Annotated in this window: 20 protein-coding genes, 1 tRNA gene and 2 pseudogenes; 16 read left to right on the top strand and 7 right to left on the bottom strand. The window is 72.2% G+C overall.

All coding sequences use genetic code 11. From position 1 onward, the window contains the following. The first annotated feature begins 250 nt into the window (after nt 1-250). Both ACLZOT_RS18725 and ACLZOT_RS18720 read left to right on the top strand, forming a co-directional pair. On the top strand, nt 251-916 hold the full coding sequence (locus tag ACLZOT_RS18725; RefSeq protein WP_416970098.1) for a bifunctional DNA primase/polymerase: 666 nt from the start codon (nt 251-253) through the stop codon (nt 914-916). 55 nt (nt 917-971) lie between these two features. Continuing rightward, nucleotides 972-1,511 carry a hypothetical protein gene (locus tag ACLZOT_RS18720; protein ID WP_416970097.1) on the top strand — a complete coding sequence of 180 codons (540 nt, stop codon included), beginning with the start codon at nt 972-974 and terminating at the stop codon, nt 1,509-1,511. Between the two features lie 259 nt (nt 1,512-1,770). On the opposite strand, the gene ACLZOT_RS18715 is transcribed toward ACLZOT_RS18720, so the two are convergent. The 3 genes from ACLZOT_RS18715 to ACLZOT_RS18705 all read right to left on the bottom strand — a co-directional run bounded on the left by ACLZOT_RS18715 (nt 1,771) and on the right by ACLZOT_RS18705 (nt 4,344). Continuing rightward, nucleotides 1,771-2,736, bottom strand: a complete 966-nt coding sequence (locus tag ACLZOT_RS18715; protein ID WP_416970096.1) for a DUF5926 family protein — start codon at nt 2,734-2,736, stop codon at nt 1,771-1,773. Nucleotides 2,737-2,823: 87 nt separating this feature from the next. Continuing rightward, a complete protein-coding gene (locus tag ACLZOT_RS18710) occupies nt 2,824-3,444 on the bottom strand; it encodes an ATP-binding protein (RefSeq protein WP_416970095.1) in 621 nt (206 codons plus the stop codon). A gap of 60 nt (nt 3,445-3,504) precedes the next feature. Further along, complete coding sequence (locus ACLZOT_RS18705) at nt 3,505-4,344, bottom strand: glycerophosphodiester phosphodiesterase (protein ID WP_416970094.1); 840 nt, start codon at nt 4,342-4,344, stop codon at nt 3,505-3,507. A 202-nt stretch (nt 4,345-4,546) separates the two neighbouring features. Between ACLZOT_RS18705 and ACLZOT_RS18700 the strand changes: the two genes are divergently transcribed. From ACLZOT_RS18700 to ACLZOT_RS18690, 3 genes are all read left to right on the top strand, one after another. Beyond that, nucleotides 4,547-6,007, top strand: coding sequence for a S1C family serine protease (locus ACLZOT_RS18700; protein ID WP_416970093.1), 1,461 nt, complete (start codon nt 4,547-4,549; stop codon nt 6,005-6,007). A 106-nt stretch (nt 6,008-6,113) separates the two neighbouring features. Then, nucleotides 6,114-7,100 carry a hypothetical protein gene (locus ACLZOT_RS18695; RefSeq protein ID WP_416970092.1) on the top strand — a complete coding sequence of 329 codons (987 nt, stop codon included), beginning with the start codon at nt 6,114-6,116 and terminating at the stop codon, nt 7,098-7,100. A gap of 76 nt (nt 7,101-7,176) precedes the next feature. Next, nucleotides 7,177-7,263: transfer RNA gene (locus ACLZOT_RS18690), tRNA-Ser, on the top strand. Between the two features lie 48 nt (nt 7,264-7,311). On the opposite strand, the gene ACLZOT_RS18685 is transcribed toward ACLZOT_RS18690, so the two are convergent. Further along, entirely contained in the window at nt 7,312-7,746 is a 435-nt protein-coding gene (locus ACLZOT_RS18685) for a hypothetical protein (protein ID WP_416970091.1), read from the bottom strand. Between the two features lie 136 nt (nt 7,747-7,882). Then, nucleotides 7,883-8,758 (bottom strand): bifunctional DNA primase/polymerase, encoded by an 876-nt coding sequence (locus ACLZOT_RS18680; RefSeq protein WP_416970090.1) that lies wholly within the window; start codon nt 8,756-8,758, stop codon nt 7,883-7,885. Nucleotides 8,759-9,117: 359 nt separating this feature from the next. Between ACLZOT_RS18680 and ACLZOT_RS18675 the strand changes: the two genes are divergently transcribed. From ACLZOT_RS18675 to ACLZOT_RS18630, 10 genes and pseudogenes are all read left to right on the top strand, one after another. Further along, a complete protein-coding gene (locus tag ACLZOT_RS18675) occupies nt 9,118-9,432 on the top strand; it encodes a hypothetical protein (RefSeq protein WP_416970089.1) in 315 nt (104 codons plus the stop codon). 210 nt (nt 9,433-9,642) lie between these two features. Further along, nucleotides 9,643-10,548 carry a bifunctional MaoC family dehydratase N-terminal/OB-fold nucleic acid binding domain-containing protein gene (locus ACLZOT_RS18670; protein WP_416970088.1) on the top strand — a complete coding sequence of 302 codons (906 nt, stop codon included), beginning with the start codon at nt 9,643-9,645 and terminating at the stop codon, nt 10,546-10,548. After that, complete coding sequence (locus ACLZOT_RS18665) at nt 10,545-10,925, top strand: MaoC family dehydratase (RefSeq protein ID WP_416970087.1); 381 nt, start codon at nt 10,545-10,547, stop codon at nt 10,923-10,925. Before ACLZOT_RS18670 ends, ACLZOT_RS18665 begins: the two co-directional genes overlap by 4 nt. A gap of 20 nt (nt 10,926-10,945) precedes the next feature. After that, the gene (locus tag ACLZOT_RS18660) at nt 10,946-12,112 is read left to right on the top strand and encodes a lipid-transfer protein (protein ID WP_416970086.1); all 1,167 of its coding nucleotides are present in this window, start codon (nt 10,946-10,948) and stop codon (nt 12,110-12,112) included. 148 nt (nt 12,113-12,260) lie between these two features. After that, nucleotides 12,261-12,821, top strand: a complete 561-nt coding sequence (locus ACLZOT_RS18655) for a SigE family RNA polymerase sigma factor (RefSeq protein WP_416970085.1) — start codon at nt 12,261-12,263, stop codon at nt 12,819-12,821. 86 nt (nt 12,822-12,907) lie between these two features. After that, nucleotides 12,908-13,558 carry a TetR/AcrR family transcriptional regulator gene (locus ACLZOT_RS18650; RefSeq protein ID WP_416970084.1) on the top strand — a complete coding sequence of 217 codons (651 nt, stop codon included), beginning with the start codon at nt 12,908-12,910 and terminating at the stop codon, nt 13,556-13,558. Continuing rightward, nucleotides 13,519-13,809: pseudogene (locus ACLZOT_RS18645) on the top strand (SDR family NAD(P)-dependent oxidoreductase); the annotation flags it as partial. The gene ACLZOT_RS18650 and the pseudogene ACLZOT_RS18645, both read left to right, overlap by 40 nt. A 113-nt stretch (nt 13,810-13,922) precedes the next feature. Next, nucleotides 13,923-14,102 carry a hypothetical protein gene (locus ACLZOT_RS18640; protein WP_416970409.1) on the top strand — a complete coding sequence of 60 codons (180 nt, stop codon included), beginning with the start codon at nt 13,923-13,925 and terminating at the stop codon, nt 14,100-14,102. After that, entirely contained in the window at nt 14,099-14,329 is a 231-nt protein-coding gene (locus ACLZOT_RS18635; RefSeq protein WP_416970408.1) for a hypothetical protein, read from the top strand. The genes ACLZOT_RS18640 and ACLZOT_RS18635 overlap by 4 nt, the downstream gene beginning before the upstream one ends. 140 nt (nt 14,330-14,469) lie before the next feature. Further along, nucleotides 14,470-16,125 (top strand): long-chain fatty acid--CoA ligase, encoded by a 1,656-nt coding sequence (locus tag ACLZOT_RS18630; protein WP_416970083.1) that lies wholly within the window; start codon nt 14,470-14,472, stop codon nt 16,123-16,125. 148 nt (nt 16,126-16,273) lie between these two features. On the opposite strand, the gene ACLZOT_RS18625 is transcribed toward ACLZOT_RS18630, so the two are convergent. Then, nucleotides 16,274-17,512 (bottom strand): MFS transporter, encoded by a 1,239-nt coding sequence (locus tag ACLZOT_RS18625; RefSeq protein ID WP_416970082.1) that lies wholly within the window; start codon nt 17,510-17,512, stop codon nt 16,274-16,276. Nucleotides 17,513-17,651: 139 nt separating this feature from the next. Between ACLZOT_RS18625 and ACLZOT_RS18620 the strand changes: the two genes are divergently transcribed. Continuing rightward, a complete protein-coding gene (locus ACLZOT_RS18620; RefSeq protein ID WP_416970081.1) occupies nt 17,652-18,230 on the top strand; it encodes a TetR family transcriptional regulator in 579 nt (192 codons plus the stop codon). 2 nt (nt 18,231-18,232) lie between these two features. Here ACLZOT_RS18620 and ACLZOT_RS18615 read toward each other — a convergent pair. Continuing rightward, a pseudogene (locus tag ACLZOT_RS18615) lies at nt 18,233-20,287 on the bottom strand (hypothetical protein); the annotation flags it as partial.

Below are 20,287 nucleotides of genomic sequence, written 5' to 3'. Positions count from 1 at the left end.
GGCGTCATAGCCATCGACGACCGAGCCCCATCCTCCGTGGCGGAGGCGGAGAGAAATACGCGGGACGGCAAAACGCCAGACTTCGCCACCCCCCGCCACGCCCAAGGCTTTTGCGCGACGCAGTTCGGGGTTCCTCTTGCTCGGTGCAAGGGTGTGATGCGCCAACAGGTATGCACAGTGAAGTGATCGACACATGGTGTGATGTGGCCCACGGTGTTGCCAGCGGTGCAACGGAAAGGAACGAGCGCTCATGCGCGAGATCCTCGGAAGGCGACGCAGGCTTCTGTCCCAACGCGGCGACGGGATGCCTGAGTTGATCGACGCGGCGCTGACCTGCGCGACGCAGTGGCAGTGGCCGGTGCTCCCCGGTGCGCCGGCCGACCCGGAGAGCCGGTCCCGGTGCACCTGCCCCGACCCGGGCTGCACGATGCCCGGCGCGCACCCCTTCGACCCCGGCCTCCTCGCGGCGACCACCGACGACCGGATGGTCCGCTGGTGGTGGACGAACCGCCCCACCGCCCCGATCGTCCTGGCGACCGGCGGCGCGGCGCCCTGCGCGGTCAGCCTGCCCGCGCGCGCGGCGGCCCAGGCCCTCGCCGAACTCGACGCGAAGGGCATGCGCCTGGGCCCGGTCGTCGCCGCGCCCGCGCGCTGGGCGATCCTCGTCAAGCCGTACTCGATGGAACAGCTCGGCGAACTCCTGTACGCGAAGGACTACGTCCCCGGCTCGCTCCGCTTCCACGGCGAGGGCGGCTACCTCGCCCTCCCGCCCTCCCTCTGCGGCCAGGGCGACATCCGCTGGGAGCGCGCCCCGCTGCCCGGCTCCGCCACGCCCTGGGTGCCCGACGTGGAGGCCGTGGTCGACACGGTCGTCGACGTCCTCACTCGTACGGGTGTGAGCGCCCCCGAGTTGTAGGGCCGCCCGGCGCGGAAGGGACGGCACGCGCGCGCGTGGTCGTTATCTTCCGCCTATGAACCTTCGCCTCCTCGCCCTCGGCGCCACCGCCCTGTGCGCCGTCGCGCTCCCCCTGACCCTCGCGTCGGCGGGCCCGGCGGGCGAGGAGGGCAACGTCCTCGACGACGCCGTACGGGCGGTCGTACCCGCCCGCGACGACCCCAGGCCGGCCGTGCCCTCGCGGCCCGCGCGCCTGCTGGGCCTCGGGGGCGCGAGCGCCGCGCGCTGCGGTCCCGAACTCACCTCGCCGGACGGGGTGGAGGCGCAGACCTGCGTCCTGACGCAGGGCGAGGACACCTGGGCGCGGACCTACTACCGCAACGCCACCGGGCGGGCCCTGGAGGCCGTCCTGAGCTTCCTGGGGCCCGACGGGCGGACCGTCCAGCGGCGGTGCGCCGTCGGCGCCGAGGACGAGCCCACGAGCTGCGAGACGCCCCGTGAGCGGACCCGGGGGAACCTCGACGCCTACAGCGCCGTGACGGAGTTCGCGCACCGCGGCGACGGGCCGCTGCTGCTGCGCTCGGGGAGCAACTCCGCACCGGACACGGGGAGTTGACGGATCGCGCCGGACTGTGAAGCGGCGCGGGGCCCGGGCGGGGGCATGAAAAGACCCGGTTGCTGGCGACGGGGGATGCACCAGCAACCGGGCTACTCGAACCGTAACAAGAGATCGGCTCCAAGCAAATTCGATCTCCCGTTTTCATCGATGGTCCGGAGTCTTTCCGGACAACCGCTGAGCGGCGGATTCCGGCGCTCAGCGGCCTTACGGGGTACGGGAGTTGTGAGCGGAGTCACCCGCCCGGGGGAGCCCCGCGTCAGCTCAGGGTGACCTGGCGGTTCGTCAGACCGCCGCGCGCCCGGCGCTCGTCCGGGGTCAGCGGGGCGTCCGTGGCCAGGGCGGTCGCGAGGCGCTCCGCGAACGCGGCGGCGGGCTTCTCGACGTCCTCCGCGCGGACCTCGCTCGGCAGGTCCCACACCGGCACGGTCAGGCCGTGCGCCCGGAAGGAACCGACCAGGCGGGTGCCCTCGCCGAGGCTCGACGCACCGGCCGCGTGCAGGCGCGCGAGAGCGTCCAGAAGACGCTCCTCCGGGTGCGGCATGACCCACCTGAGGTGGTTCTTCTCCGGCGTCTCGCACCAGTACGCGGCGTCCACACCGGTCAGCTTGACCGTCGGGATCACCGCCTCGTTCGCGCGCTCCAGGGACGCCGTCACGTCCGCGGTCGCGTTCTCCGTGTCCGGCACCCAGAAGTCGAAACCGGGGCGGACAACTGGCTCGAACCCGCCTTCGGGATCCAGCAGATCCTGGAGCCGGGGACCGTCCGCCGGCGCCCGGCGGCCCTGCACCGCAGTGCCCGGCTCGGCCTGGAGCGCGCGCAGCAGGTTGTCCGCGAGGTCGCGGCTGACGTCACCCGACGAGGTGTCGTTCTGGAGCCCCAGCAGCACCGAACCGTCGTCGCGCCGCAGCGCCGGCCACGCCATCGGCAGCACCGTGGCGAGCGTCACAGAGGGCACGCCGTCCGGCAGCCCGCCCTTGAGGGTCAGCCCGGCCGTCGCGGCCGGCACCAGCTCCCGCAGCGCGACCCAGTCGCACTCCCCCGCGAGCCCCTCGAACGGCCGGTGCACCAGCTCGGTGACCGCCTGCGCCGCCGCCCGGCCGTGACACGCCTTGTAGCGCCGCCCGCTGCGGCAAGGACACGGCTCCCGCGCCCCCACGACCGGGATCTCCCCGTCGGTCACCTGAGGCCCCTGGGCCTTGGTCTGGGGTCGCTTCTTGGCCATCGACTGTCTCCCGGGTACGGCTGGTCTGGTACGCCGGGAGCCTAGCCGGTCGGGGTGGCGGAGCGGCCCCGCGCGCGGGCGCCCCGCCTACTCCAGGTCCTCGAAGTCCAGCCCGGCCAGCGACGGCGTCACCGGCCCCGGCGAGAAGTCCGTACGGGCGGCCGTGCACGCGTCCGGGTCGTGGACGTCGTTGTGGACGACGACCCAGACGGTGACCTCGCCGTGGACGTCGTCGCGGACGCCCCAGTCGTGCGCGAGCGCGGAGATGATGTTCAGCCCCCGGCCGCCGTGCGCGGTGACGGAGGGGTGGGCCGGGGAGGGCCGGGTCGGGCCGCCGCCGTCCGTGACCTCGACGACCAGGCGCCCGCGCGCGTCGACCCGCCAGGCCGCGCGCACGTCGCCGTCACCCGCGAGCGCGTCGCCCAGCGGACGCCCGTGCTTGCACGCGTTGCTGAGCAGTTCCGACAGGATCAGTACGGCGTCGTCGACGACCGACTCGGAGACCCCGCCGCCGCGCAGCTGGTCCCGCATCCGGTGTCTCGCCTCGCCCACGCCCGCAGGGCCATGGGACACGGCCATGCTCGACGACGTGGGCACCTCTTGTGCCACCACCAACGCCACCCCCGAGACCTCCTTCGCCCCACGCCACCGAGTGGATGCCCCCTTGGCCTGTACCGGAAACCGGTGGATGACCGTCCGCTGACGCATTCTTCACGCCCGTACACGCACCGAACGCGCCGGTGCACACCCCGTGACGATCACGGTCGCCTACCGGGTGCCGAGATGCCGCAGCACGGCCCCGGGCCGGTTCGTGATGATCGCGTCGACCCCCAGCCGCACACACAGGTCGACGTCCTGCGCCTCGTTCACCGTCCACACGTGCACCTGGTGCCCCGCCCGCTTCAGCCGCTCCACGTACGCGGGATGACTGCGCACGATCCGCATCGACGGCCCCGCGATCCCCACCCCCGCCGGCAGCCGCCCGTCCCGCAGCCGGGGCGAGACGAACTGCATCAGGTACACGGTCGGCAGCGTCGGCTGCGCCGCGCGCACGCGGTGCAGCGACCGCGCCGAGAAACTCATGATCCGTACGGCGGACTCGGCCGGGTCGTCCGGCGCGTCGAGCCCGAACCGCTTCAGCAGCGTCAGCAGCCGCTCCTCCACCTGCCCGGCCCAACGTGTCGGATGCTTCGTCTCGATCGCCAGCTCCACCGGCCGCCCCGCGTCCGCGACGAGCTCCAGGAGCCGTTCCAGCGTCAGCACGGACGTATGCTCGCGGTCCTCCGGCCGGAACTCCCAGTCGGGCTCCTCCTCGTCCCCCACGCGCGCGCGGGCGGCCCGTTTCGTCTTCCAGGAGCCGAAGTCGAGCGCGTTCAGCTCGGCGAGCTCCAGCGCCGACACCGCCCCGCGCCCGTTGGACGTCCGGTTGACGCGCCGGTCGTGCACACAGACGAGATGCCCGTCCGCGGTCAGCCGTACGTCGCACTCGAGCGCGTCCGCGCCGTCCTCGATGGCCTTGCGGTACGCGGCGAGGGTGTGTTCGGGAGCCTCCTCGGAGGCGCCTCGGTGGGCGACGACCTGGATGTGGTGCTGGCGTGCGTGGGTCACCGCGTCATGGTCCCATCTGAGAACCGTCTGAGATGTTCTGTACGAGCGCCCGGTATGTCCGTCGTATCATCCGATGTCGCACATAAGGAAAGCCCGTCGACCCACAGCCACCGCTTATGGTGCTCTGACGGCCTGTGGGAAAAGCTTGAAGCGTATAGGCAACGCACACTCGACAGACAGCCGTGGACCGAGGAGAACAGCTGTGAGCACCGAGAACGAGGGCACCGCGGTACCCCCGGCCCCGTCCGCACCTCCCGTGCCGGTGGACTCTCCCACGACGTCCCCGGCCGCGGAGGAGACCGCGCAGTTGCCGAAGACCGCGCCGGAGCCGCCGGCGCCCCAGCAGCAGCCCGCGCCGGCCGGCCCGTACGCGCCTCCCGCCCAGGACCCGTACGCGCACACGCGCCCGCAGAACGCCTACGGCACCACCCCCGCGCCGGCTCCCGTGGACGGCTCCTGGCCGCCCCCGGCCCCGCCGGTCCCCTCGTACGCCGACGGCGGTGCGGGCGCCGGCGGTGCGTGGGGCGCGGCGTACGGGCAGGAGCCCGCGCCCCGGCGCAAGGGGCGTGGCGGGCTCGTCGCGGCGGTCGTCGCGGCCGCCCTCGTCGCCGGGGGCCTCGGTGGCGCGCTCGGCTACACGATGGCCAAGGACAACGACGACAACGGCTCGACGACCGTCTCCGCCTCCGACAGCGGCGGCTCGGTCAAGCGCGACGCCGGCACGGTCGCGGGGGTCGCCCAGCGCGCCCTGCCCAGCACCGTCACCATCCAGGCCGAGTCCGGCAGCGGCGAGGGCGGCACCGGCACCGGCTTCGTCTTCGACACGCAGGGGCACATCGTCACCAACAACCACGTCGTCGCGGAGGCGGCCGACGGCGGCAAGGTGACGGCGACGTTCCCCGACGGCAAGAAGTACGACGCGGAGGTCGTCGGGCGCGCGCAGGGGTACGACGTAGCCGTCATCAAGCTCAAGAACGCGCCCTCGGACCTGAAGCCGCTCACCCTCGGCGACTCCGACAAGGTCGCCGTCGGCGACTCGACGATCGCGATCGGCGCCCCCTTCGGGCTGTCCAACACGGTCACGACCGGCATCATCAGCGCGAAGAACCGTCCCGTCGCCTCCTCGGACGGCAGCGGCAGCAGCAGCTCGTACATGAGCGCCCTCCAGACGGACGCCTCGATCAACCCCGGCAACTCCGGCGGCCCCCTCCTGGACGCCCAGGGCAACGTCATCGGCATCAACTCCGCGATCCAGTCCAACAGCAGCGGCGGCCTCGGCTCCGGCCAGGCCGGCTCGATCGGCCTCGGCTTCGCGATCCCGATCAACCAGGCGAAGTACGTCGCCCAGCAGCTGATCAAGACCGGCCAGCCGGTGTACGCGAAGATCGGCGCCTCCGTCTCCCTGGAGGAGGGCACCGGCGGCGCCAAGATCAGCGACCAGGGCGCGGTCGAGGCGGGCGGCCCCGCCGCCAAGGCCGGCCTCAAGGCGGGCGACGTCATCACCAAGCTCGACGACACGGTCATCGACTCCGGCCCGACCCTGATCGGCGAGATCTGGACCCACAAGCCCGGCGACAAGGTGACGATCACCTACCAGCGCGGCGGGAAGACCCAGACGGTGGACCTGACGCTGGGTTCGCGGACGGGCGACAGCAAGTCCTGATCCGTGGCGTGTGTAAGGGGCGTCCTCCAGGGAGGGCGCCCCTTACGCTTTGTGGGGCGCCGGACACAGCGGACCCGGCCGTAACGTTTCTGGAGGGAGGCACGGCATGACCGTCACGTGGCAGCGCAAGGACGACGAGCAGTGGGCGGCGGTGGTGGAGTTCCGCCTCGCCCTGGACCCGCAGGTCCCGGACGACCTCCCCACCCGGATCCTCGCCGAGGCCCACGAGGCGGTCACCGAGTCGGGCCGCACCGCCACCGACCTGTTCGGCGAGCCGGACGCGTACGCCCGCTCGGTCCGGGAGGAGCGCGTGCCCGACGCCCACCGGGCCCGCCGCGACGCCGAGGGCATGACCCCGTCCGACCGCCTCACGGCGTACCTCGCGGCCCTGGGCGCGCTGGGCGCCGTCATGGGCGTCCTCACCTGGATCGGCGAGGGCCTCTGGCTGCGCCCGAGCTGGTCGTCGCTGGCGGCGTACGTGGCCGTCGTGGCCGTCGTGGTGCTGGTGATCCTCGCGGCGGTCACCCGGGCCGCGGGTCGGCGGGCGTGGGGGTTCGCCGCGGGGGCGGTCGTCGCCCTCGCCGGGGGCGTCACCGCGTCCACGCTCCTCCCGGAGGGGCGATCCCTGACGCTCCCCGCGCCTCTGATGGTCGCGGCGGGCCTGGCCCTCACCACCGCGGCGTTCGCATTCCCCGCCCCCGGCCACTGGTTCACCCCCCGCTCGGGCGACGAACACTGGCTCACCCACCTCGAAGCCCTCCTCCGCACCCGCCACGCCATGCCGCGCGCGCAGGCCCGCGCCCACGTGACCGAGGCCCGCAGCCACCTGACGCCAGGCACCTCGGCGGAGGAGACCTTCGGCCCGGCCGAGATCCACGCCCTCCACCTCGCGGACGGCCCCCGCCGCACCCACCGCCTGGCCCACCGCAGGCGCAACGCGACGACGGCCTCCACGGTTCTGCTGATCGCCCTCTCCACCGACGAACTCCTCACCCCCGACCCGACCTCACCGGCCTTCTGGCTCTACGCGACGGGCCTCACGGGCCTGACCGTCCACACCGCACTCCTGTGGCTGCGCCGGAACCCCGCCTGAGCACCCCCGAATTACCCCACCCCCCACCCGGGGCCGGTAGGCTGTCCCCGCTCCGCCCCAGGTGGGCGGCGGCCGAGGTGGGTTGCCCGAGCGGCCTAAGGGAACGGTCTTGAAAACCGTCGTGGCAGCGATGTCACCGTGGGTTCAAATCCCACACCCACCGCAGGTGAGAAGGGGTGCTCCTCGGGAGAGGGGCACCCCTTCGGGCTGGTCAGAGTTCGTCGTCGCGGGCCAGGTCCTCCCAGTCGAGGGCGCGCAGGCGTTTGTCCGCGTCCGTGCCGGACGGCACCTGGGCGGTCTGCTGGAACCAGATCACCGTGAGGGCGGAGCGGTGCAGGACGGGGTCGAGGGAGGGGGAGACCGGGGTGGAGCGGAAGAAGGCGACGCAGGACACCGCGGGGAGGATCTCCACGGGGCCGAAGGGGCCCTTGGGGTCGTCGTCGGGATAGGTGCGCGGCGGCTCCACCAAGTGGACCGGCGTACGCGGGGAGTCGCGCTCGGCGCCCCTCAACAGCCCGTTGATCGCCATGTCGTTGACACGGGCGCAGGGGTAGCCCTCCAGCAGGCCGCCGTACGTCGAGGAGAGCCGGATGTCGGAGAGCTCGATCGAACGGCCGGACAGGAGGACGACTCGGGTCAGGGACATGGTCGGACACCTTAGGCGTGTCGTAGGCCGAAGTCCTCACTTTTACCTACGAAAGCGCTCCTTTTCGCTACGGGGTGCTCCGGTTCACGCCGTTTGAAGGGCTACTTTCCGCCGAGGGCACCCGAAGGCCCCGCTTCTAGAGCCGCCCTCCCCGCCACCCCGTAAGTCGCGCGGCGGACGCCAGAGTTGACCGTGCCTCCCGCTCCGTCAGCCCCGTCCTGACCGCCGCTTCGAGCAACTCCCCCGACAGGCCGAGGTTGTTCTCGTAGGCGCGGCAAGCCGCCCAGAAGAGGCGGGTGTTGCGCTGCCCCTCGTGCGCCGCGAGGACGAACTGCACGAGCCCCTGCCCGTGTTGGGAGGCGGCGCCGGACGCGGCGGAGGACGACGGCCGGGGCGGCGGGAGGAGCAGCCGCAGGAGGGTGCGCGGGCACGGCGCCGGGGTGAGGTGGGACGTACCCGGCGCCGTGCCGTACACCCCGTGGTCCGTACGGGAGCCAGGACCGACCAGGTATCCGCCCGCGCCCCGGATGTCGATGCCCGGCGCGAGGCGGCCGGCGGAGTTGGGGACGACGACGTCCGGCGGGCCGGTGAGCCAGAGGTGGCGGCCTCCGGAGGGGGTGAGGACGACGACCGTCGGCGGGATGGTGAAGAGGTGGCGCAGGGCCAACTCCCGCAGCGCGGCGGTGGAGTCGGTGTCGCCCTTCGTGTCGAGGTCGACGCCGATGAGGTGGTGCGGGGAGAGGCCGCAGGCGATGCCGTACCCCGTCGCCCAGGGGGCCACCGCGAAGAGCGCGCGGATGCGGGCCGGGTCGGTCGTCGCGTCGTACACCCCGTGTCCGGGGCGGCCGCATTCGCCGTGGCAGGGCGGGGTGCCGGGTGGGTCGAGGCGGTGGGGGGAGCGCAGGGCCGGGAGTTTCGTACGGGACAGGGGGATGACGGACAGGCCGCGCTCGGCGGCCGAGAGTGCGTGCGCCAGGGCCAGCGTGGTGGCCTGCCGGTCGGTGGTGGCCATGCCCCCAGTTTCGCACACCCGTTCGAAGAACGGGAGGGGGCGCAGAACCGGAAGGCGGTCTCGGGCGCGGTCGCCGACCGGGCTGCCGGAACGCTTCACCCCAAGTGGCGTACGGGATACGGCGGTCGCGACGCGCCCGGGAAGTCACCGCTCGCGCAGAACGGTGGTGAAAGGGGTTTATCGACTGGTCATCACGCTTGCGTGCTAATCACGCCGCCTGGGGTGGTTCCGTGGGGGTCCGGTGGGCAACTCTGATCTCGCGACGTCGTCACAACCACCGGGACGGTCGGCCAACTGGCCCGGTAACAGCCGTAGTTCATGCAATCCCGGTCACGAGCCGGGTTCACTGGAGGAACAACATGGCAAGCATCCGTACCGCCCGCATCGTCGCCGCTGTCTCCGCCCTCCCGCTCGCCGCCGCTCTGTTCACCGGCGTCGCGGCGGCGGACAACGGCGGCTTCGCGGACGACGGATCGAACGCGGGCGTCGCCAGCATCATCGGCAGCGGTGTGGCCGGCGACAACAACGGCAACTTGTCCACCACGCAGCAGAACGCCGTGGGCTCCGGCGCGAGCAACCAGAGCAACACGGCCCAGGTGAACGGCTCCGCGTTCACGGCCATCAATCAGGGCAACCACAACGTGCAGGTCACCTTCGCCCCGCTGTGGTGGTGACCCGCTGACCTGGGAGGGCCGGAGCACCGGCACCGGCCCTCCGACCGGGTGTGGGGTGGATTCACCGGGGTGGTGGAACGCCTGCGCGGCGAGGCTCTCGGGCTTCGCCGCGCAGGCGTTTCCACATGTCCCCAACTGGCGTCCCGTTCTTGACAGTCCACGCCATCTGACGGACAGTCAGGAATCTTCTCAGTGAGGGAGAGGGTCGCCGTGCCGGACGATTCCCACGAGGCGAGACTCAAGGCGTACGAGGGCCTCCCCGCCACCGTCGCCGGACTCGCCAAGGACCCCGTGAACGCCCCCATGATCCGCCACTGGTGCGAGGCCCTCGGCGACACGAACCCCGCCTACACCGGCCCCGACCCGATCGCCCCGCCCACGATGCTCCAGGTCTGGACGATGGGCGGCCTCTCCGGCCACCCGCCCCGCACCGACGCCTACGAGCAACTCCTCGCACTCCTCGACGAGTCGGGCTGCACGGCCGTCGTCGCGACCGACTCCGAGCAGGAGTACGTCCGCCCCCTGCGCCTCGGCGAACGGGTCACCTTCGACTCGGTGATCGAGTCGGTGTCCCCCCGCAAGTCCACGAAGCTCGGCGCCGGCCACTTCGTCACGACCCGCACCGAACTGCGCGTACAGAGCGGCGAGTTGGTCGGCACACACCGCTTCCGCATCCTCAAGTACGCCCCGCCGCAGCGCCTCCCGGACCGCCCCCGCCCGGTGATCAACCGCGACAACTCCCCTTTCTGGGAAGGCGTCCGGAGCCACCGCCTCCTCCTCCAGCGCTGCACCGCCTGCACGGCCCTCCGCTTCCCCTGGCTCCCCGGCTGCGCCGACTGCGGCTCCCCGGACTGGGACACGCTGGAGGCGTCCGGCGAGGGCACGGTCTACTCGTACGTCGTCATGCACCACCCCCCGTTCCCGGCCTTCGACCCCCCGTACGCCGTGGCCCTGGTCGAACTCGCCGAAGGCGTACGGCTGGTGAGCAACGTCATCGGCGTGCCCTGCGACAAGGTCCGCATCGGTATGCCGGTCACCCTCGAATTCCGGGCGTACGACGACGAGTTGACGCTCCCGGTGTTCCGTCCCCAAGAGTCGGCAGGGGGCCCGGCATGAAGGAAGGCGCCGAACTCCCCCCGCTGGACGTCGAGATCACCCGCACGCTGATCGTCGCCGGAGCCATCGCCTCCCGCGACTACCAGGACGTCCACCACGACCCCGAGGCGGCCCGCGCCAAGGGCTCCCCGGACATCTTCATGAACATCCTCACGACCAACGGCCTGGTGGGCCGGTACATCACGGACCACTTCGGCCCGAACTCCCGCCTGCGCAAGGTCGCGATCAGGCTGGGGGTGCCCAACTATCCCGGGGACACGATGCAGTTGAGGGGCGAGGTCGAACGGGTCGACGGCGACGAGGTGACGGTCAAGGTCACCGGGGACAACAGCCGGGGACGCCATGTGACGGGCACCGTGCAGGTGGTGCTCCCATGACCAGGCCCATGACCACGCCCATGACCAGGCCCACGACCACGCCCCTCGCCGGACGCGCCGCCATCGCCGGCATCGGTGCCACCGAGTTCACCAAGGACTCGGGCCGCAGCGAACTGCGCCTGGCCGCGGAAGCCGTACGCGCGGCGATAGCCGACGCCGGGCTCGTTCCCACGGACGTCGACGGCATGGTGACGTTCACGATGGACACGAGCCCCGAGATCAGCGTCGCGCAGGCGTGCGGGATCGGGGAGCTGGGGTTCTTCGCCCGGGTCCACTACGGCGGCGGCGCGGCGTGTGCGACGGTCATGCAGGCGGCGATGGCGGTGGCGACCGGCCTCGCGGAGGTCGTCGTCTGCTACCGCGCCTTCAACGAACGCTCGGGCCGCCGCTTCGGCTCGGGGGTCACCCGGCGCGAGCCCTCCGCGGAAGGCGTCGCCCTCGGCTGGACCCTCCCCTTCGGCCTGCTCACCCCGGCTTCCTGGGTGGCGATGACGGCCCAGAGGTACCTCCATACCTACGGCCTAACCCCTGAGGTGTTCGGAGAGGTGGCGGTAGTAGACCGGAGGTATGCCGCCACCAACCCCGCCGCCTACTTCTACGGCCGCCCCATCACCCTGGAGGACCACGCCGCCTCCCGCTGGATCGTCGAACCCCTGCGCCTCCTCGACTGCTGCCAGGAGACGGACGGCGGCCAGGCGATCGTCGTGACGACCCCCGAGCGCGCGAGAGACCTCGCGCAGCCCTCCGTACGCATCGCGGCGGCGGCGCAGGGCGCGGCGAAGGGGCAGGAGCAGATGACCGGGTTCTACCGGGGCGACCTCGCGGGGCTCCCCGAGATGGGGGCGGTCGCGCGGCGGCTGTGGCGCGCGGCCGGGCTGGGCGCCGGCGACATCGACGTGGGCATCCTGTACGACCACTTCACGCCGTTCGTCCTCATGCAGCTGGAGGAGTTCGGGTTCTGTGGTCCTGGAGAGGGACCCGGGTACGTCGCGGAGGGCCGGCTTCCGCTGAACACGCACGGCGGACAGCTCGGCGAGGCGTACCTCCACGGTATGAACGGCATCGCCGAGGCCGTACGGCAACTGCGCGGGACGGCCGTGAACCAGGTGCCCGGCGCCGGGACCGCGCTGGTGACAGCCGGTACCGGGGTACCTACGTCGGGTCTGATCCTTACAGCGGACAGATGACCCCCCAGGGGTTTTCCCGTAGTACCCAGGTCCCGGGGCTCCACCTTCAGGAGGTGGGGCCTGCCCCACCCCTACAACCTGAGGGGGACTCGTCTTCGGGACCTGCGGGCGATCCGGACCACGGGGTGTCCCTCCTAGCGTGGAGGACATGACCACACCCGTCTGCACCAGCGCTTCGAACAGCGGGGCGCGGACCACCGTCCGCCCGGGGTACCCGTCGTTCGCGTCCTACGTCCGCGACCGTCAGCCCGTGCTCCTGCGCACCGCCCGCTCGCTGACCGCGAACCCGTGCGACGCGGAGGACCTGCTCCAGACCGCCCTGACGAAAACGTACGTCGCCTGGGACCGTATCGAGGACCACCGCGCGCTCGACGGCTACGTCCGCCGCGCCCTCCTCAACACGCGCACGTCCCAGTGGCGCAAGCGCAAGGTCGACGAGTTCACGTGCGACGAACTCCCCGAGCCGGAGCCGGTCCCCGGCCTGGAGGACCCCGCCGAGCAGCAGGCCCTCCACGACGCGATGTGGCGAGCCATCCTGAAGCTCCCCGCCCGCCAGCGCGCGATGGTAGTCCTCAGGTACTACGAGGACCTCAGCGAGTCCCAGACGGCGGAGGTCCTCGGCGTCTCGATCGGCACGGTGAAGTCGGCGGTGTCGCGGGCGCTGGGCAAACTCCGGGAGGACCCGGAGCTGGAGCTGGCGCGAGCCTGACCGGCTCGCCCCCCGGCCCCCGGCGCCTCCTTCTCCGCCGGACAGCCCTTGAAGGGTAAGTGTTAGGCAGCTCACATTTACCCGTGATGAGTGACCCCATGCGCCCCCTGCGGGCAGACGCCGCGCGCAATCACGAGCGGATCCTCGGCGCCGCCGTGCTCGCCTTCGAGGAGGTCGGGCCGGAAGCGACGCTGGAGCAGATCGCCGAGCGGGCGGGGGTGAGTGTGATGACGCTCTACCGCCGGTTCGGTGGTCGCGATCAGCTCGTCCGGGCCGTTTTCGACCATGTGCTGGCCACCGAGATCGACCCCGTGGTCACGGCCCGCGGCGATGACCCCTGGCGGGATCTCGTCGCCGCGCTCGCGACCGTCACCGACGTACTCGTCCGGCGGCGGGCGATCCACTCGCTGGCGCTGGGGTTCCGGACGTTCGCGGGGGAGACCGCCGAGCGGTTCGTGGCGTCCCTGGGGCGGCTGCTGGAGCGCGCGGTCGAGGCGGGGGTGGTGCGGCGGGAGCTGGAGGTGCGGGATCTGGTCGCGGTCGTCGTGATGGCGATGGCCGTCGTCCATCCCGGCGATCCCGAGGGTGTGGACCGGCGGCGGTACCTCGCCCTGCTCACCGACGGCCTGCGCCCGTCAGCGGAAACCCTGCCGCCGCCCCTCTCGCACGAGGTACCCGGACCGCCCGGAAGAGAAGCGTGCGTACGTTCGTCATCACCGGAGGAACCGACGGCATAGGCCGCGGTCTCGCCCTGCACTATCCGGCCCGGGGCGACCGGGTGATCGCGGTGGGCAGCAGCGCGGCCAAGGGGGAGCGGTTTCGCCAAGTGGCCGGTGAGCGCGCCGACTTCGTACGGGCCGACCTCGGCACCACGGCCGGCGTACGCGATCTCATAGCCCAACTCCCCTACACCATCGACGTGTTGGTGCTCGCGGCCCAGCGCTTCCGGGGTGAACGCGTGGAGACCGAGGACGGGTTGGAGTCGAGTTTCGCGCTCGGCTACCTCAGCCGCTACCTCCTCGGCCACGGCCTGTACGACCGCCTGGAGCGCGCCGAGGCGCCGGTCGTGCTGAACATCGCGGCCCCGGCGCCCCCGGGAAGATGCGCTTCGACGACCTGCAACTCCGCGAGGGCTACAGCGGGATGCGGATCGCGACCCAGACGGCCCGCCGCAACGACCTCCTCGCCGTCTCCTTTTCACCCAGGTCCACCCGGACGCCCGCCCCCGGTACGTCCTGTACGCCCCCGGCCTGGTCGCCACGGGCATCGGCGACAGCATGAACCAGCCCGCCCGCACCCTCTACAAGGTCCTCGGACGCCTGCTCGCCGCGCCGGTCGCCAAGGCGATCGTCCCGATGACCGAGTTGCTCGACAAGCCTCCCGCGGCGGCCCTGACCGCGTTCAACCAGGGGAAACCGCTGCCGCTCACCGGCCCCGCCTTCGATCCCGCGAGCGCCGGGCGATTGCGTACGGCGACCGAGGAACTGCTCGCCGCGCTGGGCCGATGACCGCCCCGCACCTGCCGTTTTGACCTTCGCTTTAATGTGAGCCGATCGATCGGCCCCTTCCTAGTGACATACCGAGTGGTATGTGCGCAGAATCAGCCTCAACCAGTTCCGTCGCAGGCAATGTCGCCTTGGAGGACGCCGTGCAGAGCACGATGCAGGACGTACCGCTGCTGATTTCGAGGATCCTGACCCATGGGGCCGCGATCCATGGCGCCTCGCAGGTGACGACCTGGACGGGCGAGGCGGAGCCGCATCGGCGGAGCTACGCGGACGTGGCCGCGCGGGCGGCACAGCTGGCGCACGCGCTGCGGGACGAACTGGGGGTGACCGGCGACGAGCGGATAGCCACGCTCATGTGGAACAACGCCGAGCACGTCGAGGCGTACTTCGCGATCCCCTCCATGGGCGCCGTCCTGCACACCCTCAACCTCCGCCTCCCCCCTGAGCAGTTGGTGTGGGTCGCCAACCACGCCCAGGACAAGGTCGTCATCGCCAACGGCTCCCTCCTGCCGCTGCTCGTCCCGCTGCTGCCGCACCTCAAGACCGTTGAGCACGTGGTGATTTCGGGCCCCGGCGACCGGTCAGGGCTCGCGAACGCCTCCGTGCGGGTGCACGACTACGAGGAGTTGATCGCCGGGCGGCCGACTTCGTACGACTGGCCCGAACTGGACGAGCGCAGCGCCGCGGCGATGTGCTACACGTCCGGAACGACCGGTGACCCCAAGGGAGTTGTGTACAGTCACCGCTCCATCTACCTGCACTCCATGCAGGTCAACATGGCGCAGTCGATGGGCCTCACCGACGAGGACCTCTCCCTCATCGTCGTACCCCAATTCCATGTGAACGCCTGGGGGTTGCCGCACGCGACCTTCATGACCGGTGTCAACATGCTGATGCCGGACCGGTTCCTCCAGCCCGGGCCGCTCGCGGAGATGATCGAGTCCGAGAAACCGACGCACGCCGCCGCCGTGCCGACGATCTGGCAGGGGCTCCTCGCCGAACTCACCGCCCGGCCGCGCGAGGTCGCCAGCCTCCAGCAGGTCACCATCGGTGGCTCCGCCTGTCCGCCCGCGCTGATGGCCGCGTTCGACGAACTCGGCATGCGGGTCTGCCACGCGTGGGGCATGACCGAGACCTCGCCGCTGGGGACGATCTCCCGGCCGCCCGCCCAAGTCATCGGTACGGACGAGGAGTTCGCGTACCGGCTCACGCAGGGGCGGTTCCCCGCGGGCGTCGAGCCGCGGCTCACCGGGCCCGGCGGTGAGCGGATTCCGTGGGACGGCGTCTCGGCGGGGGAGCTGGAGGTGCGCGGGCCCTGGATCGCGGGCGCGTACTACAACGGCCCCGACGCCGAACTCCTGCGCCCCGAGGACAAGTTCAGCGCGGACGGCTGGCTCAAGACCGGCGACGTCGGGACCATCTCGCCCGACGGGTTCCTCACGCTCACGGACCGCGCGAAGGACGTCATCAAGTCCGGCGGCGAGTGGATCTCGTCCGTGGACCTGGAGAACGCGCTGATGGCCCACCCCGCTGTCGCCGAGGCCGCGGTCGTCGCGGTCCCGGACGAGAAGTGGGGCGAACGGCCCCTGGCGACCGTGGTGTTGAAGGAGGGGGCGAGCGCGGACTTCGCCGAGCTGCGGTCGTTCCTCGCGGACGAGGGGGGCGTCGCGAAGTGGCAGCTTCCTGAGCGGTGGACGGTGATCGAGGCCGTGCCGAAGACGAGCGTGGGCAAGTTCGACAAGAAGGTGTTGCGGAGGCAGTACGCGGAGGGGGAGTTGGAGATCACGGAGGTCTGAGGGCGGTAGGGGAGGGGTGGCTTGTGGTGCGCCGGCGGGTGCGGGTTGTGGGGGCTGGTCGCGCCCACGCGGCGGTAGCCGCAAATCGATACAGCCCCGCGCCCCTGAAAGACCTCGACTGACTGGCGTATCAGAGTCACCCCGACCTTCACCGTCGCACCGCCGTGACCCCCCATCCCAGCCCCAGCCAGACCCCCGCCACCGCGACCACCCCGCCCCACCCGAACCCCCCGTACGCAACCCCCGCCAGCGCCGATGCCGTCGCCCCGCCCGCGAACCCCGCCACCACGTACGCGCTGTTGGCGACCCCGGGGGACGGCGTCGTCGTCAACGCCAGTGTCTGGTTGGCGACATGGGACGCCACCAGCGCCGCGTGGATCAGCACCGCCGCCGCGAAGATCGCCGGCAGTGTGTACCCGCCCCACCAGAACAGCGGCACCGACAGCGCGGCGACCCCGTACGCGCCCCGCACCACGTGCCCGGCGCCGAAGCGGTCCACGAGGCCGCCGGCCAGCGGCGCGACCACGCTCGCCGCGAGCCCGAACAGCCCGAAGAGGCCGGCCGTAGCGGTGGACATGCCATAACCCGAGCCGGAACCCGCACCCGCCCCGGAGCCCGCACTCGACCCCGACCCCGTCAACAGCAACGCCAGCGACGTCCACAACGCCGACCACGCCCCGTACATCCCCGCCTGCCGCACGCAAGCCCGCCACAGCTCGGGCGACCTCCGCACCAGCCCCGGCATCCCCAACAGCCCGGCGAACAAAGGCCCTTCACCCCGCCCCCGCGCCTCCCGGGGCAGTACCGCCGCCGTCACCAGCCCCAGCCCGGCCGTCAGCACCCCCGCCCCCACGAACACCCACCGCCACCCGAACGCCTGCCCGGCGAGCCCGCCCAACACCCGCGCCGCGACGATCCCCGTGAACAGCCCGGCGATGACGGCGGCCACATGCCGCGCCCGGCGATCGGCGGGCGCCCGCTCGGCGACGAACGGCACGAGGATCTGCGGTACGACGGTCGCGGCGGACGCGAGGAACACGGCGACGGCGAGCACCCCGGCGCCCCCGGCCACCGCTCCCCCGCCCAGCGCGAACGCCGTGACGACCGACAACACCCCCACGATCCGCCGCCGGTTGACCCGGTCCCCGAGCGGCGCGAACACCAACAGCCCGGCGGCGTAACCGAATTGGGCGACGGACGCGATCCACGCGACCGACGACGCGCTGGTCCCGAAGTCCCGCGCGATGAGCGGCAGCAGCGGCGCCGCGAGGTAGATGTTCGCGGCGGTGACCGCCGTGCAGAGGGCTATGAGCGGCAACAGGAAACGGGCGGCGCGGGCCGGGACGGGCCGGGACACCGAGGTCAGGGGAAGGGACGGCGACTGCATGACGTTCGGCTCCTTCGAGCACGTACGAATACACAACCAACCAGTTGGTTGGCGACGACAGCTCAACAGTCTGGAAGCACCCCTCATTCCCTGTCAACCAAACAGTTGGTTATCCCGCCGCCCCCGCTACCCTGAACCCATGGCAGTCAGAGACCCCGAGGCCACCAAGGCGCGCATCTTCGACGCGGCCGTCGCCGAGTTCGCCCGGTACGGCATCGCGGGTGCCCGAATCGACCGCATCGCGACCGAGGCGAAGGCCAACAAGCAGCTCATCTACGTCTATTACGGCAACAAGGCGGAGCTGTTCACGCAGGTCCTCAGCCGCCGCATGGTCGAACTCGCTGCCGCCGTCCCCGTCGACCCGGACGACATCGACGGCTGGATCGACCGCCTCATGGACTACCACGCGGCCCACCCGGACCTGCTGCGCCTCCTGTACTGGGAGGGCATCGAGTACGGCACGGCCGACCTCCCCGACGAGGAGGCCCGCCGCGAGCACTACGTCCACAAGGTCGACGCGGTCCGCGACGGCCAGGAACGCGGCGTGATCACCGACGCGATCCCCCCGGCCGACCTGCTCCTGCTCCTCATCTCCCTGGCCAACTGGATGACGGTCGTCCCCCAGATGAGCCGCATCCTGGCGGGCACCGAGGAGTCGGACCGCGACCGCCTGCGGGCGTCGATCCGGGAGGCGGCGCGCAGACTCGTGGCCAGATAGGGCTAGTTGGTGCCGATCCTGGCCAGCAGATCCACGATCCGCGACTGCACCTCACCGCTCGTCGAGCGCTCCGCGAGGAACAACACCGTCTCCCCGGAGGCGAGTCGGGGCAGATCGGGCTGCTCGACGGCGGCCGTGTAGACGACGAGCGGCGTCCGGGTCAACTGCCCGTTCGCGCGCAGCCAGTCGAGGATCCCGGCCTGCCGGCGGTCGACCTGCATCAGGTCCATCACCACCAGGTTCGGCCGGAACTGCCCGGCCAGCATCACCGCGTCCGCATCGCTCGCCGCGCGCGCGACCTGCATCCCCCGCCGCTCCAGCGTGGACGTCAACGCGAGCGCGATCTCGGCGTGTTCCTCGATCAGCAGCACCCGCGGCGGATGCTGTTCACTGTCCCGGGGCGCGAGCGCCTTCAGCAGGACGGCCGGATCGGCGCCGTACGCCGCCTCCCGCGTCGCCTGCCCCAGCCCGGCCGTGACCAGCACCGGAACCTCCGCCGCGACCGCCGCCGTACGCAGCGACTGGAGCGCGGTCCGCGTGATCGGCCCGGTCAGCGGATCCACGAACAGGGCCGCCGGGAACGCGGCGATCTGCGCGTCCACCTCCTCACGGGAGTTGACGATCACCGGCCGGTATCCGCGGTCGCTCAGCGCCTGTTGCGTGGTGACGTCCGGCGCGGGCCAGACCAGCAGCCGGCGCGGGTTGTCGAGCGGCTCGGGCGGCAACTCGTCGTCCATCGGCTGCGGTCGGGGCGTGTCGGCGACCTCGACGGCCCCGCCCGGCCCGTCCAACGGCTCAGGACCCTCCGCGGCGTTCGAGTCCGGCGCCCCTATGGCGTACGACCGCCCGGCCTCCTCCGTCCCCGGCACGAGCCGCGTCTGCCCCGCCATCGACGGATGCGGCAACTGCTGCGCGGGCACGGCGGGTTGCACGGGCTGCTCGGCGGCCGGATGCGGCCGCGCCTCCGGCCCCGGCGGAGTCCCGAGCTTCCGCCGCCGCCCGACACTGGTCCCCGACGGAGGCGTCGTCTGCGGCTGCTGCACCTGCGCGGCCTGCCGCGTGAACGGCACCCCCTGCCCCAGCGTCCGCACACTGATCGACCGCCCCTGCGTGGAGTCGGTCTCCATCGCCTCGGCGGGCAACGGCTGCGCGGGCGGCGCCTCGGCGGGCAGCGGCATGGGGATATGCCCGGTGTGCCCCGGCTGCGGGACGGGGTGGGGCTGAGCCTGGGGGACGACGCCGGGTACGGGGCCCCCGGCGGCACCCGCATTCGGTACGCCCGTGCCGGGTACGCCGGTCTCGGGCCGGCCGGCGCCGGGTACGGGGCTCTGCGCGGCCTGCGCCGGGAGAGCGGCCGGGGGCTGCGCGGGGGCCTGGCCCGGGATCTGCGCCTGCCCTGGAATCTGCGTCTGCTGCGCCACGGCCTCCTCGTCCACGTCCGCCCCCGGGGGCACCGCGACGGCCCGACGCCGGCGACCCGTCGGCGCGCTCGCCGGGTGCGGCTGCGGCGGGGTGTGGTCGTCGGCCTGGTCGTGGGGAACGGCGTCGTGCCGACCGGAGTGATCGGCTGCGGCGGAATCGGGGACGGGCTGGGCGGGGAGCTGGGGTTGGGGCTGGCCGGGGGCGACGGGCTGGGCCTGTCCGGGAAGTTGGGGCTGGCCGGGGGCGACGGGCTGGGCCTGTCCGGGAAGTTGAGGCTGGCCGGGAGCAACAGGCTGGGCCTGCGCCGGAAGTTGAGGCTGGCCCGGGACAACAGGCTGACCCTGCCCGGGAAGTTGAGGCTGCCCGGCGACCTGGCCGGGCACGAGAGGCTGGCCCTGCGGAGGCACGGGGACACCCTGCGGCGGTACGACACCCTGCGGGGCCTGCGCGGGGACCATGCCCTGCGGAGGGACGGCGCCTTGCGCGGGGGAGCCCGGCATCGGTGCAGCCCCTTGCACGGGGACGCCCTGAGGCGGGACCCCTTGCATCGCCGGAGCACCCTGAGCCGGGACGCCCTGAGCCGGGACGCCCTGAGCCGGGACGCCCTGAGCCGGGACGCCCTGAGCCGGGACGCC

Source organism: Streptomyces sp. 4F14 (genome assembly GCF_048159485.1).
GTDB lineage: Bacteria > Actinomycetota > Actinomycetes > Streptomycetales > Streptomycetaceae > Streptomyces.
The sequence above is the reverse complement of the archived record's forward strand: the minus strand, read 5'-3'. Positions and strand labels throughout refer to the sequence as shown.

What these genes read in the sequence shown, in the direction of transcription:
- ACLZOT_RS18660 (WP_416970086.1), top strand. Translation starts at nt 10,946, where the DNA reads ATGACCAGGCCCACGACCACGCCCCTCGCCGGACGCGCCGCCATCGCC.
- ACLZOT_RS18625 (WP_416970082.1), bottom strand. Translation starts at nt 17,512, where the DNA reads ATGCAGTCGCCGTCCCTTCCCCTGACCTCGGTGTCCCGGCCCGTCCCG.
- ACLZOT_RS18650 (WP_416970084.1), top strand. Translation starts at nt 12,908, where the DNA reads ATGAGTGACCCCATGCGCCCCCTGCGGGCAGACGCCGCGCGCAATCAC.
- ACLZOT_RS18665 (WP_416970087.1), top strand. Translation starts at nt 10,545, where the DNA reads ATGAAGGAAGGCGCCGAACTCCCCCCGCTGGACGTCGAGATCACCCGC.
- ACLZOT_RS18685 (WP_416970091.1), bottom strand. Translation starts at nt 7,746, where the DNA reads ATGTCCCTGACCCGAGTCGTCCTCCTGTCCGGCCGTTCGATCGAGCTC.
- ACLZOT_RS18640 (WP_416970409.1), top strand. Translation starts at nt 13,923, where the DNA reads ATGCGCTTCGACGACCTGCAACTCCGCGAGGGCTACAGCGGGATGCGG.
- ACLZOT_RS18680 (WP_416970090.1), bottom strand. Translation starts at nt 8,758, where the DNA reads ATGGCCACCACCGACCGGCAGGCCACCACGCTGGCCCTGGCGCACGCA.
- ACLZOT_RS18715 (WP_416970096.1), bottom strand. Translation starts at nt 2,736, where the DNA reads ATGGCCAAGAAGCGACCCCAGACCAAGGCCCAGGGGCCTCAGGTGACC.
- ACLZOT_RS18725 (WP_416970098.1), top strand. Translation starts at nt 251, where the DNA reads ATGCGCGAGATCCTCGGAAGGCGACGCAGGCTTCTGTCCCAACGCGGC.
- ACLZOT_RS18655 (WP_416970085.1), top strand. Translation starts at nt 12,261, where the DNA reads ATGACCACACCCGTCTGCACCAGCGCTTCGAACAGCGGGGCGCGGACC.
- ACLZOT_RS18635 (WP_416970408.1), top strand. Translation starts at nt 14,099, where the DNA reads ATGAACCAGCCCGCCCGCACCCTCTACAAGGTCCTCGGACGCCTGCTC.
- ACLZOT_RS18695 (WP_416970092.1), top strand. Translation starts at nt 6,114, where the DNA reads ATGACCGTCACGTGGCAGCGCAAGGACGACGAGCAGTGGGCGGCGGTG.
- ACLZOT_RS18620 (WP_416970081.1), top strand. Translation starts at nt 17,652, where the DNA reads ATGGCAGTCAGAGACCCCGAGGCCACCAAGGCGCGCATCTTCGACGCG.
- ACLZOT_RS18710 (WP_416970095.1), bottom strand. Translation starts at nt 3,444, where the DNA reads ATGCGTCAGCGGACGGTCATCCACCGGTTTCCGGTACAGGCCAAGGGG.
- ACLZOT_RS18720 (WP_416970097.1), top strand. Translation starts at nt 972, where the DNA reads ATGAACCTTCGCCTCCTCGCCCTCGGCGCCACCGCCCTGTGCGCCGTC.
- ACLZOT_RS18675 (WP_416970089.1), top strand. Translation starts at nt 9,118, where the DNA reads ATGGCAAGCATCCGTACCGCCCGCATCGTCGCCGCTGTCTCCGCCCTC.